This window comes from Desulfovibrio sp. X2 (assembly GCF_000422205.1).
Taxonomy (GTDB): Bacteria; Desulfobacterota; Desulfovibrionia; order Desulfovibrionales; family Desulfovibrionaceae; genus Alkalidesulfovibrio.
Genome location: NZ_ATHV01000035.1, coordinates 1 through 16,916, shown reverse-complemented (window position 1 = coordinate 16,916; position 16,916 = coordinate 1). Strand labels below are relative to the sequence as shown.

Genomic DNA, 16,916 nt, shown 5'->3' with positions numbered 1-16,916 from the left:
TTCCACGCCCAGGCGGCCCGTGTCCATTCTCCGGGCGTACCGCAGGCGGGAGAGGTCAAGGGGTGACCCCTTGCGGGGAGGGTCCAGGGAGGGCGAGGAGCCCTCCCTGGTCAGGGCGCGAAAAAGGCGCGGCCTTTCGCGTGGGGGGCTACGGCGCCAGGATGGCGTCGGCCCGTTCCCGGGCGAGGAGGCCCTGGGAGACGAGGAGCGTCATGCCGTCCTGCGTCTCCGGGGCCGCGAGGTCGATGCCTTCGCGGGCCGAGAGCACGAGGTTGCGCAGGACCACCACCTGCGGCTCCGTGCTGGCCCAGACCGCGGCCTGCTCCTCGGGCGCGAAGCGGCGCACGAAGTCGCTGGCCGGGATGATCGTGTTCGGGACCCCGTCCACGCCGGGCTCCTCGCTCCACACGACGCCCCACTTCCCGCGGGTGGCGTCGTCCCACTGCGCGGGGTAGTCGGCCCCGTGCCAGGTCAGGACGCCCGTAACGGGGTCGGGCAGACCGCGCCATTCGCCGTTGACGTACGTATTGTCGGGCCATTTCCAGGCCATAGGGTTCTCCTCCTAGGCGACGGTTCCTCGCCGGTCGCCGGTTGCAGTCCATGTCGCGTTTGCCGCCCCCTGCGTTGCCTTGCCCGCAGCGCCGCCCGCTCCGCCTGCGCCGTTGGAGCTTCCACTTCCACCGGACCAGTACGCGGCTCCTCCCGGAGTACCGGCCAGCCCCGGGCCGCCGCCCGCCTGTCCCTGCCCGGAATGCGAGCCGGAGCCGCCGGTGGCTCCGCTTCCGCCTACAGCGGCGGTTCCTGCACCGGCTGTGGAGCCGGTGATGGTGGTGCCGTTTCCATAGAGTGACGGTACGGTAAATGCCGCTCCGCCTCCGCCGCCGGTGCCGACTGATAGGCCCGCACCGCCGCCGCCACCGCCTCCGCCGCCGGTGGTGAAGTAATCTCCCGCTTCACTGGTGGTGTAGACCCATCCGGCACCGCCGCCGCCGCCACCGCCGCCGCCGCCCCAAATCTGTCCGGCGGCATTGTCGATGGTGATCGAACCGCCGCCGACCGCGGCGATGTAAAGCGCAGGACCACCGGCACCACCGGGATTACCCGGCTTTGCCGCATAGGTTATCGGGCTGGAACCGTTGTATCCGCTGCCTCCGGCGCCGCCGTTTCCTCCGCGCCCCTGGATGCGCCCGTTGTTCGTGAGCGTGATCTTCGTCCCGCTCGGGAAGCCCTGGACGGTCATGGCGTAGCTGCCCGTGGAGGCGGAGCCGATGACCGCGCCCGAGGCGACGGCCACGTCGAAGTTCGCCGGGGAGACTCCGTCCCACAGGGTGTTCGCCGCGAGCCAGGTCTTGAGGTCGAGGTTGGAGTAGGTGGCCGCCGGGATGGTCGCCTTGATGACGCGGTTGTGCGCCGTGACAGGTTTGATGAGCATGGCGGCCTCCTAGAAGGAATCCACGTAGACCATGACGTAGCCGCTGATCTTGACCACGCTCACGAGCTGGTAGGCCGTGGTCGCGGGCACGCTGCCGTTGATCTTCGTGGCCCCGGAGAAGGACAGGGCGAAGCCCGCCGGGTTCAGCCGGATGAGCTTCACGCAGCCGTTGGGCACGCTGGTCAGGTTGAGCGTGGAGGCCGCGCCCAGGGTGAGCACGAAGATGTCGCTCGCGCGCCACTCCTCCAGGGAAGGGGCGATGGCCCCGGACATGGTGCCGAAGAAGTACTCCTGGGACTCGTAGCCCGCCTGGAGCACGACCGGCGTGTCGATCTTCACTGCGTCGTCCAGCGCCTCGGAAAGCCCGTCCACGTCCGCGATCTCGTGTGCGTGCCCCTTGGGGGCGAAGCCCGTGGTGTCGATGGTCGCGGCGAAGCCCTCGGCCGCGTCGCGCGCCGCCACCGCCTCGTTCCTGGCCGCCTCGGCCTCGCCGAGCGCCGTTCGGGCCTCTGCGGCCGCCGCGGCCGTGGCCGCGCGCTCGGCCTGCACGGTCTCGAAGGTCAGGGCGTCGGGGTCGGTGACCGGGGACTTCAGGCAGCGGTCGAGCTGCTCCTGGAGCTGCTGGTCGATCATGCGCGAGCGGTCCAGTTGGCGCTCCACGAGGTCGGCGTCGAAGCCGTCGAGGTTCACGAGGTCCAGGTCCTGCACCAGCACGAGGTCGCGGTACACGGTCAGCAGCGAGCCCGCGGGCAGGGCCGGGCCGGAAGGCGGGCAGAGCACGGAGCCGTTCTGCCCGTCGCCGCCGCCGACCGTGTAGTCCGTGTCCTGGGCCAGGGTCCTCGGGTTGCCGCCGTCCGGGTCGGAAAGGACCACGACGATGTCTGCGGGATCGTAGAAGGTGAAGGGCACGGGCCAGACCGTGGTCTGTCCGTTGGTCGCGTACTGCTCGCGCGACAGGGTCGTGGCCAGGGTCATGGCGACCTCCTGTGCGCCCGGACCGGGCCGTCGGGCCGGGCAGGGTAGGGGTGATGCGCCCGGGAAAGCCCGCGGCGAAGCCTGGTCGGAGCGTCCCGCCCGCCCGGGCCGCGTCCCAGCTTGGGCCTTGCCGGGCCCTGCCCGGGATCACCGGCGCGTGCGGGCCCGGCCGGACGGCCGGGGCGGGTCGGGCGGACGGAACGGCCTCCCTTGCGATGGGCGAAGTCTCACCCCGGAAAAACCCGCCGGGCGCCGCCGGGCGCCCCGGGGCGCGTCAGGGCCCGTGCGGGGTGTTGACGGACTTCCGCCCCGCGCGGCGCCGGAAAGATCGGCCAGTGGTTCCGACCCGTTGCGGCATGGAAAACAGAAAACGCCCTTGTCCGCTGCGCGCTATTTTTTCGCCAGTCGCGGCGGCATGTTGCACAAAGAGGTGGCACACCGTTTCCGGAGCGTAGGGAAAAAGACCATGATTGTGAGAGGTTATCTTGCCAAGCCTCTGGGACGCGCAGGGGAGGGCGGCGGAAGAATTTTTTCCGGGGTGCGCCGGGGTGCGCGTGAGGAGCGACTCGCGTGTGGCAAAAAGGTTGCCTGGACGCTGCGGGGGCTATAAGAAAGGATGCTTGATGCCAAGGCCCGTGAGGGACCCGGGGAGCCCGCGCGCTCCCCGACCGCCAGGGCGCGCCCGGCGCGCCTTCGCAGGGGGATTGACGACGCATGGGGCTCAGCGTATCCGGTGCCGCCGCGATTTCGCTAAGCCGCATATTTCCTGGGAGGACGCATGGCGCGTCTGATCGTCAATGCCGATGACTTCGGCGTATATGCCTGCGTCAGCAGGGGCATCCTCGAGGCCGTGCAGGCCGGAGCGGTCACTGCCGTGGGCGTGATGGCCACGGGCCGCGCCTTCGGCATGGCCGAGGAGCTGCTCCCGCTGGCCGCGCAGCGCGGCGGCGGCGCCGACGCCGGGGCCCACCTCGTGCTCACGGCGGGCGAGCCCCTGACCGAGCGCATGCGCCGGATCTGCCGCGGCTGGGCGGGCAGGTTCCCGCCGCTGGGCACGGCCGCCCTGTCCGTGCTCGCCGGGCGCATCCCCGTGGCCGCGGTGGCCGAGGAGTGGCGCGCCCAGATCGCGCTCTGCCGCAAGGCCGGGCTCCGTCTCGTCTTCCTGAACTCCCACGAGCACATCCACATGCTGCCCCCGCTCTTCCGCCTGACCCGCGCCCTGGCGCGCGAGAACGGCGTGCGCTGGGTGCGCGCGCCGCGCACCTCGCTCAGCCTGCCCCAGCCCGCGAAACGGCTGGCCAAGGAGCTGGTCTTCAAGGCCCTGCGCGTCTGCGCCGGGCCCACCTCGCACTTCTGCGCGGCGCAGCCCGTGCTGCTCGGCACGGGCGAGAGCGGCCGCCTGACGCCGGGGGACCTCGCGCGCCTCGTGAAGGGCGTGCGCGGGGAGGGCGACTACGAGCTCATGTGCCACCCCGGCCGCTTCGACCCGGCCGAGATAACCGACGAGCGCCTGCGCGCCTTCCACGACTGGGAAGGCGAGCTCGAGGCGCTCCTTTCCCCCGCGTTCGGCCGCCTGCTGGCCGGACGCGGCGCGCGGCTGGTCCGTTTCTCGGACCTCGCGGCCGCGCGGTCCTGATTTCGGGGCGCGAGGTCTTCGGGCACCCGAGGAGAGAAAACATGCAGCTTCTGAGCATCGTCATTCCCGCCAAGAACGAGGCCGCAGGCATCGGCGGCACCGTGCGCACGGTCCTGGCCGCGCTCGAGGGGCTCGACCTCGACGTCGAGCTCATCGTGGTGGACGACGGCAGCACGGACGGGACCTTCGACGCCGTGGCCGCGCTTCACCGCGAGGACCCGCGCGTGCGCTGCGTGGCCCTGTCGCGCAACTTCGGCAAGGAGGCCGCGCTGCTGGCCGGGCTCCGCGCCGCCTCGGGCCACGCCGTGGTGACCATGGACGCGGACCTGCAGCACCCGCCCGCGCTCATCCCGACCATGGTGGCGCGCTGGCGCGCGGGCGCCAAGGTGGTGCACGCGGTCAAGGAGGAGCGGCCGGACGAGTCGTTCTCCACCCGGCTGCGCGCCCGCCTGTTCAACTATCTCCTGGAGAAGCTCGGGGACATCGAGGCCGAGGGCTGCTCGGACTTCAAGCTGCTGGACGCCGAGGTCGTGGCCGTGCTCGGCTCGCGCATGCTCGAGCGCAGGCGCTTCTACCGCGGCCTGGCCACCTGGGTGGGGTTTCCCCAGGTCCAGGTGGGCTTCACCGTGGGCAAGCGCGGCGCGGGCGAGAGCAAGTTCTCCCTGCGCATGCTCGTAAGCCTCGCGGCCACGGCCATCATCTCGTTCTCGGCCACGCCGCTGCGCATCGTGACCATCTTCGGCGCCCTGACCCTGCTCCTCGGGCTCGGGGTCGGCGGCGAGGCGCTGTGGTCCTGGTTCCAGGGCGAGGCCGTCTCGGGCTACGCCACGATCATCATCACGCTGCTCATCGTGGGCAGCTTCATCATGATCAGCCTCGGCGTGATCGGCGAGTACATCGGCCGCATCTACGAGGAGATCAAGGACCGCCCCTCCTATCTGGTCAAGGCGGTCTCCGGCTTTCAGGCTGCGTCCGGCCCCGAGGGGCCGCGCGCGAGGACACCGGCGTTCCCGGCCACCCCGGCCGCCGGGCCGCGTTTGCAACCACAGGACGAAACTGGTAAATAACCGCCCCGTCCGCGCGGCCCGTTCCGGGCCAGGGCGAGGCCTCCAGACGCGAGGTATCCGAACGATGCAGACCACCGCCGACCGCACCCTGCGGTCTTCCCTTTCCGCCACGGGCAGCCTGCTCCTGGCGCTTCTTCTTCTCCTGGCCGCGGCGCTGCCCGCCCAGGCCGCCAGGGAGAAGGTCCGCGCGGCGGGCCGCCAGGTGGCCGACGCCGGAAAGCCCCGGGCCGCGAGCGTGAAGCCCGCGGGCAAGAGCGAGCAGGCCTTCGGCTTCGACGACGTCGTGGCGCTGGCCAAGAAGAACGCCGCCGAGCCCTACAAGGAACCGGCCTCCAAGGTGCCCGCCTTCCTGCTGCAGGGCGAGGACGCCTGGCGCGTCATCCGCTTCAAGCCCGAGAAGGCCCTGTGGCACGACGAGAAGCTGCCCTTCGAGCTGCAGTTCTTCCACACCGGCTCCTACTACAACCGCGCGGTGACCATCCACATCGTGGACGACGGCAAGTCGCAGCTCCTGCCTTTCAGCAAGGACGACTTCGACTACGGCGGACTGGCCCACGTGGACGAGATCCCCTCCGACCTCGGCTTCGCGGGCTTCCGCGTGCACACGCACATCAACACCTCGGCCAAGATGGACGAGTTCCTCGTCTTCCTCGGCGCCTCCTACCTGCGCGCCGTGGGCAAGGGCGAGGTCTACGGCCTGTCCGCGCGCGGCCTGGCCATCGACACGGCCCAGCCCAAGGGCGAGGAGTTCCCCTGGTTCTCCCAGTTCTGGATCGTGAAGCCGGGTCCCAAGGACAAGTCCATCACCATCTACGCCCTGCTCGACAGCCCGAGCGCCACGGGCGCCTACCGCTACGTGGCCACCCCGGGCCTGCCCACGGTGACCGAGGTGCACAGCGTGCTCTTCTTGCGCAAGGCCGTGGAGAAGCTCGGCATCGCGCCGCTCACGAGCATGTTCTTCTTCGGCGAGAACTCCGCCGGGCGCCGCTTCAACGACTACCGCCCCGAGATCCACGACTCCGACGGCCTGCTCATCGACCTGCAGAGCGGCGAGTGGATCTGGAGGCCCCTGCAGAACCCCCGCACGCTGCAGGTGAACACCTTCCAGGCCCCGGGCATCCGCGGCTTCGGCCTCATGCAGCGCGACCGCGACTTCGAGAACTACCAGGACCTGGACACCCGCCAGGAGCTGCGTCCCAGCGCCTGGGTCGAGCCGCAGGGCGAGTGGGGCCCGGGCCAGATCGAGCTCGTGCAGATCCCCACGGACAGCGACGTCAACGACAACATGGTGGCCTTCTGGTCCCCGGCCAAGCAGCCCGAGCCGGGCAAGGCCGCCAAGTACGACTACCGCATCTACTGGGGCGGCCCCTTCAAGGACATCCCGCCCGAGGGCTACGTCTGCGCCACGCGCATCGGCCGCAACCCGGACGGCAAGAGCCGCGACTTCGTCATCGAGTTCGACGGCCCCGGGCTGCGCGAGCTGCCCTCCGACGCCCCGGTCTCGGCCACCATCACCGTGGGCCCCGGCGCCACCCTCTACTCCCAGAAGGTGGAGAAGAACCCGGCCAACAACCACTGGCGCCTGACCTTCAGGATCGTGCCCGACGAGGCCGCGGGCCTGAACCTGGTGCTCGACAAACGCCCGCCCGTGGAGCTGCGCGCCTACCTGAAGGACCAGTCGCGCACGTTGACCGAGACGTGGAGCTACGCCTACAAGCTCTGACATGCACGAGAAAGACGAGATAACGGCGGCCGCGCAGGCCGCCTGCGCACCGGCCTCGGCCGGTGCCTCGACCTGCGACCCCGCCGCCGTGGACGCGGCGGGGCGCAGGCTGACGGCCTATCTGCGCCGCCTGCCCCTGGCCGAGTCGCGCCGCCTGGAGATCGCCCTCACGGCCCTGCGCCGCCTGGACGCGAAGCCCGGCGAGAGCGCCGAGGTCCTCACGGCGCGCGCCGTGGCCCTGGCCCAGGGGCTGATCGACCCCGTGGCCTCGCTGGACGTGCCCGAGCCCTGTCCGGAGCTCAGGCGCAGCCACATGATTCCCGAGGAGATGGACCGCAGGCTCTGGAAGAAGCGCCACGCCGAGAAGCGCCCGGTGCAGGGCTTCGTCAACGGCCGCCTGGCGCGCGAGTACCTGAACGAGCCGTGGATGAAGATCGCGGCCCGCCGCCGCCTGATCCTCTCCACCCTGGTCTTCGTGCCCACGGTCTTCGCGGTCCTGAACATGGGCGCGGTGCTGCCCCACAAGGGCTCCACACCGCTCGAGATGGCCATCCTGGCCGTCTTCTCCATCCTCTTCGCCTGGATCTCCATCGGCTTCTGGACGGCCATGGCCGGGTTCTGGACGCTCCTGCGCCGCTTCGACCGCTTCGTGGTCACCACGGCCAAGGCGCACGAGGGCGAGGGCCACCATCCCGAGCGCAAGGCCATGACCGCGATCCTCTTCCCGGTCTGCAACGAGGAGATCGAGCGCACGGCCGCGGGCATCCGCGCCACCTACCTTTCGCTGCGCCGCGCGGGCGCGCTCTCGGGCTTTCATTTCTTCATCCTCTCCGACTCCCAGGACCCGGACCGCTGGGTGGAGGAGGAGGCCATGTGGGCCCGGCTGTGCACCGAGCTCGGGGCCAAGGGGCGGCTCTTCTACCGCCGCCGCAGGGTGAACCTGAAGCGCAAGTCCGGCAACATCGCGGACTTCTGCCGCCGCTTCGGCGCGCGCTACGAGTACATGGCGGTCATGGACGCGGACTCGGTCATGTCCGGGCCCACGCTCGCGCGCATGGTCCAGATCATGGAGCGCCGCCGCCACGTCGGCATCCTGCAGACCGCGCCGCGCTGCGCGGGCCGCGAGACGCTCATCGCCCGCTCGCAGCAGTTCGCCAACCGCCTCTACGGCCCCATGTTCGCCGCGGGGCTGCACTTCTGGCAGCTGGGCGACGCGCAGTACTGGGGCCACAACGCGCTCATCCGCATCCGCCCCTTCATGAAGCACTGCGGGCTGCCCCGGCTCCCGGGCAAGCCGCCGCTCGGCGGCGACATCATGAGCCACGACTTCGTGGAGGCCGCGCTCATGCGCCGCGCCGCCTACGGCGTCTGGCTGGCCTTCGACCTCGAGGGCACCTGGGAGGAGGTCCCGCCCACGCTGCTCGCCGAGCTCAAGCGCGACCGCCGCTGGTGCCAGGGCAACATCCAGCACATGCGGCTCCTGCTCACGCAGGGGCTCCTGCCCGCGCACCGCTTCCTGTTCCTCAACGGCTTCATGTCCTATTTCTCGGCCTTCCTGTGGTTCGTCTTCCTGGCGCTGTCCACGGTGGAGGCCGTGCTCGAGGCCCTGGCCGTGCCGGTCTACTTCCCGGCGCAGCGGGTGCTCTTCCCGGAATGGCCGGTCTGGGAGCCCCTGTGGGCGCTCGTGGTCATGGCCATGACCTTCGTGCTCCTCTTCCTGCCCAAGATCGTGAGCCTCGTGCTCATGCTCGCCAAGGGCAGGCGCAAGGAGTTCGGCGGCTTCTTCGCCATGGTCTTCGGCATCGTGGCGGACGTGGTCCTGTCCACCATGCTCGCGCCCATCCGCATGATGTTCCACACCAAGTTCGTGGCCAACACGCTGCTCGGCCGCCAGTTCGGCTGGCCCACGCAGGACCGCAGCGACTCGGGCACGCCGCTTCTCGAGGCCATCCGCTTCCACGGCCTGGACACCGTCTTCGCCGTGGTCTGGGGCGCGCTGCTCTACCACGTGAACCCGGCCTTCTTCTGGTGGACCTGCCCCATCATCTTCTCGCTCGTCCTCGCCGCGCCGCTCTCGAGCCTGACCTCGCGCGCCTCGCTCGGCCGCCTGGCGCGCCGCCTGCGCATCTTCGTCACGCCCGACGAGATGGCGAGGCCGCCCGAGCTGGCCGAGACCTACAGGGGCGAGGAACACCTCTCGCACCCGCCCGAGGGGCTGGCCGACCCGCTCGGCTGGGGCTTCGTCCGGGCCGTGGCCGATCCCCTGACCAACGCCGTGCACAGGAGCCTGCTGCGCGGTCCGCGCTCCCTGGCACCGTCCATCAGGGAGCGCCGCGCGGCCCTGGCCGAGAAGTTCCTGGAAAAGGGGCCGCGGGCCCTCTCCAAGAAGGAGCAGAAGCTGCTTCTCGTGGACCCGGAGCTGATGGCCGAGCTGCACGTCCGCGTGTGGGCGCTTCCACCCGCCGTGCTCGCCGAGCGCTTCGGCGTGACGCTCGCGGCCTGAGCCAAAAAAATACAGTAAATGCGCTGTCTTGCAACGGCGCGTTATGTTTCTTGACGCCGCAAGGCGCGGCTGGTCTGATGTATTTGTGGTGCCCGGGGGGGCGGCACGCGCAGGGGGAATGCAGGAAGTGAAGGTCTTTTTCATGGGCCGGTGCACTGTTCGGCGTGATGCATGGCGCACTGCGTGGCGCCCGAGCCTCGCCGCGGCGCTGCTCGCGCTGTCCCTCGCGGCGTGCCTCGCGTCGTGGCCGGGGCAGGCCGCGGCCGCCGACCCCGCCGTCCGCCACGGCTCCATCGAGCTGGAGTCGGCCGCCTTCGCGCCGCAGGGCGTTCCCTCCGGCGTCGCGTCGCAACAACCCGCCTCCGCGCAGGCTCCCGACGACCACGAGCGGAGCATCCGCCAGCGGGAGGCCCTCGCCCTCGCCCTGGGCGCCGCGGTGCTTCTGCTCGCCATCCACATTCTCGTGCGCGGCCGCAAGGAGCGGCAGGACGAGAAGCGGCGCCATCTCCTCGAGGTTCGCGTGGCCGAGCGCACGGCCGAGCTGACCGAGGCCAACCGCCAGCTGCGCGAGATGGGCAAGAACATGCGCGCGGTACTCGAGGCCCTGCAGGAGAGCGCCTTCCTCATGGAACCCGACGGACGCGTCCTGCTCAGCAACAGGACCGGAGCCGCGCGCCTCGGCCTGTCGGCCGAGGACATCCTCGGCCGCAACGTCTTCGACCTCTTTCCCCCCCGCGTGGCCGCGCAGCGCCGCGCCAAGGTGGACGAGATGCTGACCGCGCGCCGTCCCCTGCGCTTCGAGGACGAGCGCTTCGGCCGCCGCTACGACATCTCGATCCAGCCCGTGCTCGACGACCAGGGCCGCGTGGCACGCCTGGCCTTCTTCGCCTACGACGTCACCGAGGCCCGCGCGGCCGAGGAGCGGCTGCGCGCGAGCGAGGAGTTCTCCCGCGCGATCCTCCACTCCCTGCGCGCCCAGCTGGCCATCCTGGACAGCAGCGGGACCATCATCCAGACCAACCGCTCCTGGCGCGCCTTCGCGTCGGACAGCGGCCTCTCGGGGCCGGAGGTGGGGCCCGGCACGGACTACCTGCGCGTCTGCGAGAACGCCTGCAGCCCGCACGCCGAGGAGGCCGCGAAGGCCGCCCGGGGCATCCGCGAGGTCATCGCGGGCGAGGCGGACGAGTTCGTGGTCGAGTACTCCTGCCATGCCCCGGACGGCGCCCGCCTGTGGATGAACATGCGCGTGGGCCGCCTCGAGGGAGGCGACGGCCGCGTGGTGGTCAGCCACGAGGACATCACCAACGTCAAGCAGGCCGCGGCCGATCTGGCCGACACCGAGGCCCGCTACCGCTCCTTCTTCGAGTCCACCACCGACGGCCTGCTCATGGCCTCGCCCGACGGCACCATCTTCGAGGCCAACCCCGCGGCCACGCAGATCCTCGGCTGGAGCGCCGAGGAGTTCAGGCGCATCGGCCGCGAGGGCATGGTCGACCCCAGCGACCCGGCCGCGGACACCTTCCGCTCCGAGCGCGAGCAGAACGGCTGGGCGGCCGGGGAGATGCGGCTCAGGCGCAAGGACGGCGGCACGATCACGGCCGAGGTCTCCTCGAGCCTGTACACCGACAGCGCGGGCCGCGTGCGGGCCTGCAGCGTCTTTCGCGACGTCAGCGGCCGCAAGCTGGCCGAGCGCCGCCTCATGGAGCTCTCGGAGTTCAACGAGCGCATCATCTCCGAGTCGCCGCTCGGCATCGTCGCCTTCCGCGAGGACGGGCAGTGCATCCAGGCCAACCAGGCCGCGGCCTCCATCCTCGGGGGCACGATCAAGGCCATGCTGGCCATGAACTTCCGCGAGATCCCCTCCTGGCGCGACTCCGGGCTGCTGGATACGGCCGACGAGGTGCTGCAAAGCGGCATCCAGGCCGAGGTCTCGCTGCAGATCGTCACCAGCTTCGGCCGCAGGGTCTGGCTCGAGTGCGGGCTGGGCACCTTCGAGAGCGGCGGGCAACGCCACCTGCTGCAGATCATCAACGACGTCACCGAGCGCCAGGAAACCGCCGAGGCCCTGCGCCGCGAGAAGGAGAGCGCGCGCCTGTACTTCGACGTGGCCGCGATCACCCTTCTGGTCCTGGACACCGAGGGACGCATCCGGCGCATCAACCGCCAGGGCTGCGCCCTGTTCGGCTTCGACGACGAGACCGGGCTGCTCGGCCGCGACGCCTTCTCCTTCATGCCCGAATCCCTGCGCGCGGGCGTGCGCGAGAACTTCGACCGTTTCGTCACGGGCGCAAGCGGCCCGGCCGAGCACCTGGAGGTGCCGGTGGTCGGCGCCAGGGGCGGGGAGCGCATGGTGGCCTGGAACAGCACGCTGCTCTACGACGAGCAGGGCCGCGTCTCCGGCGTGCTGGCCTCGGGCGAGGACGTCACCGAGAGCAGGCGGCTGCGGCAGGAACAGGAGATGTTCTTCACCGTCTCCCTGGACCTCGTGTGCATCGGCACCATGGACGGCTACCTGCGCCAGGTCTCCCCGGCCTGGACCGAGACGCTCGGCTGGAGCGCGGAGGAGCTGACCGGACGCCCGTACATCGAGTTCGTCCATCCCGAGGACCGCGAGTCCTCCCGGGACATGGGCATGCACCTGCGCGACGGCAGGAGCGCCATCGACTTCGAGAACCGCTTCGCCCGCAAGGACGGCACCTGGCGCTGGCTCTCCTGGAAGGCCGTGGCCGACCGCGAGACGGGCCTCGTCTTCGCCATCGCCCGCGACGTGACCGAGGCCAAGGCCGCCGAGGCCGAGCTGCGCGAGGCGCGCGCCCAGGCCGAGGCCGCCACGCGCGCCAAGTCCGAGTTCCTGGCCAACATGAGCCACGAGATCAGGACGCCCATGAACGCCATCCTGGGGCTGACCATGCTCGCCAAGCGCACCCAGCTCTCCGCCCGGCAGCGCGGCTACCTGGAGAAGATCGGCACCTCGGCCTCCTCGCTGCTCACGATCATCAACGACATCCTGGACTTCTCCAAGATCGAGGCGGGCCGCCTGGAGTTCGAGCGCACGGCCTTCGGCCTGGACGAGGTCCTGGCGCAGCTTTCCGACACCCTGGCCTACAAGGCCGAGGAGAAGGGGCTCGAGCTCTTCCTGGCCCCGGCCGCGGACGTGCCCCGCTTCCTGGTGGGCGACCCCGTGCGCCTGGGGCAGGTGCTCCTGAACCTGGCGGGCAACGCCGTGAAGTTCACCGAGCACGGCGAGGTCGTGGTTTCGGTCTCCGTCGCGGACCGCTGGAAGGACGGCGTGCGCCTGCGCTTTTCCGTGCGCGACTCGGGCATCGGCATGACGCCCGAGGAGCAGATGCGCCTCTTCCGCCCCTTCACCCAGGCGGACGGCTCCACCACCCGCCGTTACGGCGGCACCGGCCTCGGCTTGTCCATCTGCCGCCGCCTGGTGGAGATGATGGGCGGCTCCATCCGCGTGGAGAGCGTGCCGGGCGAGGGCAGCACCTTCGCCTTCTCGGCCGAGTTCGGCCTGCCCGCGGGGCAGCCCGCCGGCCCCGCGACCCCGGCCGGGGACCTGCGCGGGCTGCACGTCCTGGTCGTGGACGACAGCACCACGGCGCGCGACATCCTCGCGGACATGCTGCATTCCATGGGCTACACCAGCCGCCTGGCCGCCTCGGGCGCGCAGGCGCTGGACGCGCTGCGCGCGGCCTCGCAGGAGGGCAGGCCCTTCGATCTAGTGCTCATGGACCGGCGCATGCCCGACATGGACGGGCTCGAGGCCTCCCGCCGCATGCGCGAGGACGAGACCCTGGCCCATCCGCCCACCGTCGTCATGGTCACCGCGCACGACCGCGACGAGCTCCTGCAGGCCGCGGGCGAGGAGAGGCCGGACGCGGTGCTGCAAAAGCCCGTCAGCGCCTCCTCCCTGCACGACGTGATCATGGAGGTCTTCGGCCGCATGCCGGGCGGCGACGAGGCGGCCGAGGGCGCGCGGCGCATAGAGGCCCACGCCAGGGGCGCGCGCGTGCTGCTGGTGGAGGACAACGAGATCAACCGCGAGGTGGCCATAGAGATCCTGCACAACGCGGGGCTGCGCGTGGACACCGCGGCGGACGGGCGCGAGGCCGTGGAGCGCCTGGCCGCCGACCCGAGCGGCTACGCCGCCGTGCTCATGGACGTGCAGATGCCGGTCATGGACGGCTACGAGGCCACGGCCGCCATCCGCGAGGACCTCGGCCTGGCGAGCCTCCCCATCATCGCCATGACCGCCCACGCCATGGCCTCGGAGCGGCGGCGCTGCCTGCGCGCGGGCATGAACGACCACGTGCCCAAGCCCGTGGACCCGGACCGCCTGGTGGGCGTGCTCAACCGCTGGCTCGGCGGGCCGGACAAGCCGGACCTCCTTCGTCGCGCGCCCGCGCCGCCCCAGGCCCGCGAGGGCTCCGCCGCCCTGCCCGAGGTGCCGGGCGTGGACATGCGCGAGGCGCTGCGCCACAGCTCGCGCAGCCGCGACCTGACGGTCAAGCTGCTCTTGAGCTTCGCCGAGCGCTACGAGGACGCCGCGAACACGCTGCGCTCCCTGATCGCGCAGGGCGACCCGTCCACCGCGCGGCGCTTCGCCCACTCCCTGAAGGGGGCGTCCGGAACCCTGGCCGCGGGCGAGGTCTTCGCCCTGGCCGAGCGCGCGGACAAGCTCCTGGCCGAGGGGAAAGGCGCGGAGGCCGAAGAGCTCCTGCCCGGCCTCGCCGCGGCCCTGGCCACGGTCTGCGCGGGGATCCGCGCCGCCTTCACCGCCTCGCCCGAGGAGGCCTGCGTGCAGGGCGCCGTGCGCCTGCTCGATGCCGGGCACGCCGCGCGCCTCGAGCCCGCGCTCGCGGAGCTGGACGCGCAGCTTGCCCGCAACAGCCTGGGCGCGCGCCGCTCCTTCGAGGACTTCGCCGACGCCGTGGGCGCGGATCAGTGCGGCGACCTCTTCCAGGAGATCCGCGAGAACCTCTCGCGCCTCGATTTCAAGACCGCCCGGATCATGCTGCGCGGGCTCGCCGAGAAGCTGGGCATTCCCGTGCGGGAGGCAGCGCAATGACCATCCATCGCCAGTCCGTGCTCATCGTGGACGACAACCCCGAGAACATCGAGGTCCTCTCCGCCAGCCTCGGCGACGAGGTCGAAGTGCTCTTCGCCACCACCGGCAAGGACGCCCTGGAGCTGGCCCGCACCGAGCAGCCGGACCTCATCCTGCTCGACGTGATGATGCCGGACATGGACGGCTACCGTGTCTGCTCCGAGCTCAAGTCCCTGCCCGAGACCATCGACATCCCGGTCATCTTCGTCACCGCCCTGTCCCAGGAAGAGGAGGAGACGCGCGGCCTGGACGCCGGGGCCATCGACTACGTGACCAAGCCCATCAGCCCGCCCATCGTGCGCGCCCGCGTGCGCAACCACCTGGAGCTCAAGCGCTACCGCGACGTGCTGCGCCGCCTCTCGGCCGTGGACGGCCTGACCGGCATCGCCAACCGCCGCCGCTTCGACGAGGTGTTGGAGGCCGAATGGCGCAGGGCGCAGCGCACCTCGTCGCCGTTGTCCATGATCCTGTGCGACATCGACCACTTCAAGGCCTACAACGACGCCTCCGGCCACCTCCTGGGCGACGAGTGCCTGCGCCGCGTGGCCCTGGCCCTGGCCGCGGGCGTGCGGCGCCCGGCAGACCTCGTGGCCCGCTGGGGCGGCGAGGAGTTCGCCTGCATCCTGCCGGACACGGACCACGACGGCGCCACCAAGTTGGCCGAGAAGCTGCGCGCCTCGGTCGTCGCCCTGAACCTGCCGCACGAGGCCTCGCCCACGGCGCCCGTGGTCACGGCCAGCCTCGGCGTGGCCACGCTCATACCCACCGCGGACCTGCCGCCGCACGACCTCGTCCAGCTCGCGGACGACGCGCTCTATTACGCGAAGAAAGCCGGGCGCAACCGCGTCAGCGGCCCCGTGGGCGAATAGTCCCAGGCCCCCCCCAAGCCCCCCCAAGACCGCCCCCGCAGGACAGGCGCGGCGGGACCGCCGCGCCGGAACCGCCCGACCGGCACGTTGCCGCTCGCTAGGCGCGAAAGCCCGTGCGCAGCGCGGCCATGTCGCGGCCGTGGCGGGGGAGCAGGAGCAGGAAGCCCGCGAAGTACGCCGTGGAGGTCAGGACGTGCAGCTCCTGGCCCGTGGCGTGGATGGGAAGATGGTCCAGCAGCGCCTGCGGCACCACGGGCGCCAGGAACTGCACCGCGAAGAGCGCCAGCAGCACCGCGGCCTCGCGCAGCGAGAGGCGCAGGTTGGAGAGCATGCCCACCGCCAGCAGCGACTGCGCCGCGGTCAGCAGGAGCTCGTTCATCTGGAAGTGGTCCATGGGGATGGGATGGGCGAAGGAGCCGAGCGACAGGCCGTACACGCCCGGGATCATGCCCACGAGCAGCGTCCACTGGTTCAGCTTGGCCGAGAGCAGCGAGGCCAGCGCCACCCCGCCCATGCCGCGCAGCGCGAACATGATCGCCACGATGAACTCCGGCGCCTCCGAGGCCACCGGCGCCAGCCACTGCACGAGCAGGAACTCGTTCACGTGCAGCACCCGGCCCGTGCCCACCAGCCCCTCGGAGAACGGCTCCGCGTTGGCCACGATGACCCCGGCCGCGAACAGGAAGAGCCCCGCCGTGGCCAGCCTGCGCCATCTGGCGGGCAGCGCGCCCAGCACCTCGGCCGGGCCCTCCAGCTCGCACTCCTCGCACGGCCGCTTGGAGGCGATGCGGATGTACCAGACGTAGAGCGAGACCAGCACCACGCCGTCGTACCACGCGAGCGACCCCTTGATCGGGATCACCAGCGCGTAGAGCGTGGCCAAGCCCAGGAACAGCACCTCGGTGCGCCGGTCCTCGGTCAGGGTGATCGCCTCGCGCGTGCGCCACCAGCCGAGGAACACGATCACCGCCCAGGCCACGCCGATCAGCAGCCGGTTCGCGCCCGTCATGTTGGCGATGGCGAAGTGCGCGTAGTTCGACTCGGGATGCGCCCCGGCCATCCAGGTGAAGTACATGTCCACCGCGTATTCCGGCAGCACCGCGATGAGCGCCACCACGGCCAGGGCCAGGGCCTGCGGGATGTCCGCCTGGGCCACGTCGCAGGCCCACAGCAGTAGGAACGACGCCCCCAGGATGGCCAGGCCGGAGATGCCCGCCGTGAGCGGGGGCGACATGTGCGCGCCGGAAAGGTTCAGGAGGAGGCCCGGCAGGCAGGCCAGGGCGGAGAGCAGCAGGGGCAGGAGCTTTCGCATCGGTTCCTCGTTCGGCTCGAAGGCCGGTTCCGCGCGGCCACAAAAAAACCTTCGGCACGCGCAACGCATGCCAAAGGTCTCACCGATCGGCCACGACCGACGACACGGCCAGCAGGTAACCCCGCGAGATTGTTGACCGTGCCCGAAACAGCTACTCCCCTTTGGGTTCGGGAAAGATAGTGCGAGGCGGACGGGTTGTCAATCTGCAGGGGAGGGCAGCGGGGGAAGAGGACGGAGAGGGGACGAAGATGCCTCCGGCGGCCAGGGAGGGATTATCCCTCGG

10 protein-coding genes are annotated in these 16,916 nt (G+C 71.0%); 6 read left to right on the top strand and 4 right to left on the bottom strand.

The window, feature by feature from the left end; all coding sequences use genetic code 11:
• Positions 1–148: 148 nt before the first annotated feature.
• The 3 genes from DSX2_RS11615 to DSX2_RS11605 are packed head-to-tail and all read right to left on the bottom strand — an operon-like array spanning position 149 to position 2,407.
• On the bottom strand, positions 149–550 hold the full coding sequence (locus DSX2_RS11615; protein WP_020881292.1) for a hypothetical protein: 402 nt from the start codon (positions 548–550) through the stop codon (positions 149–151).
• 12 nt (positions 551–562) lie between these two features.
• Complete coding sequence (locus DSX2_RS18360; protein WP_020881291.1) at positions 563–1,432, bottom strand: hypothetical protein; 870 nt, start codon at positions 1,430–1,432, stop codon at positions 563–565.
• Between the two features lie 9 nt (positions 1,433–1,441).
• A complete protein-coding gene (locus DSX2_RS11605) occupies positions 1,442–2,407 on the bottom strand; it encodes a hypothetical protein (protein ID WP_020881290.1) in 966 nt (321 codons plus the stop codon).
• Positions 2,408–3,185: 778 nt separating this feature from the next.
• Here DSX2_RS11605 and DSX2_RS11600 point away from each other — a divergent pair.
• From DSX2_RS11600 to DSX2_RS11575, 6 genes are all read left to right on the top strand, one after another.
• The gene (locus DSX2_RS11600) at positions 3,186–4,043 is read left to right on the top strand and encodes a carbohydrate deacetylase (protein WP_020881289.1); all 858 of its coding nucleotides are present in this window, start codon (positions 3,186–3,188) and stop codon (positions 4,041–4,043) included.
• Positions 4,044–4,084: 41 nt separating this feature from the next.
• Positions 4,085–5,110 carry a glycosyltransferase family 2 protein gene (locus DSX2_RS11595; protein WP_020881288.1) on the top strand — a complete coding sequence of 342 codons (1,026 nt, stop codon included), beginning with the start codon at positions 4,085–4,087 and terminating at the stop codon, positions 5,108–5,110.
• Between the two features lie 64 nt (positions 5,111–5,174).
• Complete coding sequence (locus DSX2_RS11590; RefSeq protein ID WP_020881287.1) at positions 5,175–6,833, top strand: glucan biosynthesis protein; 1,659 nt, start codon at positions 5,175–5,177, stop codon at positions 6,831–6,833.
• Between the two features lies 1 nt (position 6,834).
• The gene (gene mdoH, locus DSX2_RS11585; protein ID WP_020881286.1) at positions 6,835–9,336 is read left to right on the top strand and encodes a glucans biosynthesis glucosyltransferase MdoH; all 2,502 of its coding nucleotides are present in this window, start codon (positions 6,835–6,837) and stop codon (positions 9,334–9,336) included.
• Positions 9,337–9,478: 142 nt separating this feature from the next.
• Positions 9,479–14,413, top strand: coding sequence for a PAS domain S-box protein (locus tag DSX2_RS17665; protein WP_020881285.1), 4,935 nt, complete (start codon positions 9,479–9,481; stop codon positions 14,411–14,413).
• Positions 14,410–15,321 carry a diguanylate cyclase gene (locus DSX2_RS11575; RefSeq protein ID WP_020881284.1) on the top strand — a complete coding sequence of 304 codons (912 nt, stop codon included), beginning with the start codon at positions 14,410–14,412 and terminating at the stop codon, positions 15,319–15,321. Before DSX2_RS17665 ends, DSX2_RS11575 begins: the two co-directional genes overlap by 4 nt.
• Positions 15,322–15,418: 97 nt before the next feature.
• Here the strand turns inward: DSX2_RS11575 and DSX2_RS11570 are convergent, their stop codons facing one another.
• Positions 15,419–16,633 (bottom strand): sodium/calcium exchanger membrane region, encoded by a 1,215-nt coding sequence (locus DSX2_RS11570; protein WP_020881283.1) that lies wholly within the window; start codon positions 16,631–16,633, stop codon positions 15,419–15,421.
• Between the last annotated feature and the right edge of the window lie 283 nt (positions 16,634–16,916).

What these genes read in the sequence shown, in the direction of transcription:
- DSX2_RS11615 (WP_020881292.1), bottom strand. Translation starts at nt 550, where the DNA reads ATGGCCTGGAAATGGCCCGACAATACGTACGTCAACGGCGAATGGCGC.
- DSX2_RS18360 (WP_020881291.1), bottom strand. Translation starts at nt 1,432, where the DNA reads ATGCTCATCAAACCTGTCACGGCGCACAACCGCGTCATCAAGGCGACC.
- DSX2_RS11605 (WP_020881290.1), bottom strand. Translation starts at nt 2,407, where the DNA reads ATGACCCTGGCCACGACCCTGTCGCGCGAGCAGTACGCGACCAACGGA.
- DSX2_RS11600 (WP_020881289.1), top strand. Translation starts at nt 3,186, where the DNA reads ATGGCGCGTCTGATCGTCAATGCCGATGACTTCGGCGTATATGCCTGC.
- DSX2_RS11595 (WP_020881288.1), top strand. Translation starts at nt 4,085, where the DNA reads ATGCAGCTTCTGAGCATCGTCATTCCCGCCAAGAACGAGGCCGCAGGC.
- DSX2_RS11590 (WP_020881287.1), top strand. Translation starts at nt 5,175, where the DNA reads ATGCAGACCACCGCCGACCGCACCCTGCGGTCTTCCCTTTCCGCCACG.
- mdoH (WP_020881286.1), top strand. Translation starts at nt 6,835, where the DNA reads ATGCACGAGAAAGACGAGATAACGGCGGCCGCGCAGGCCGCCTGCGCA.
- DSX2_RS17665 (WP_020881285.1), top strand. Translation starts at nt 9,479, where the DNA reads ATGGGCCGGTGCACTGTTCGGCGTGATGCATGGCGCACTGCGTGGCGC.
- DSX2_RS11575 (WP_020881284.1), top strand. Translation starts at nt 14,410, where the DNA reads ATGACCATCCATCGCCAGTCCGTGCTCATCGTGGACGACAACCCCGAG.
- DSX2_RS11570 (WP_020881283.1), bottom strand. Translation starts at nt 16,633, where the DNA reads ATGCGAAAGCTCCTGCCCCTGCTGCTCTCCGCCCTGGCCTGCCTGCCG.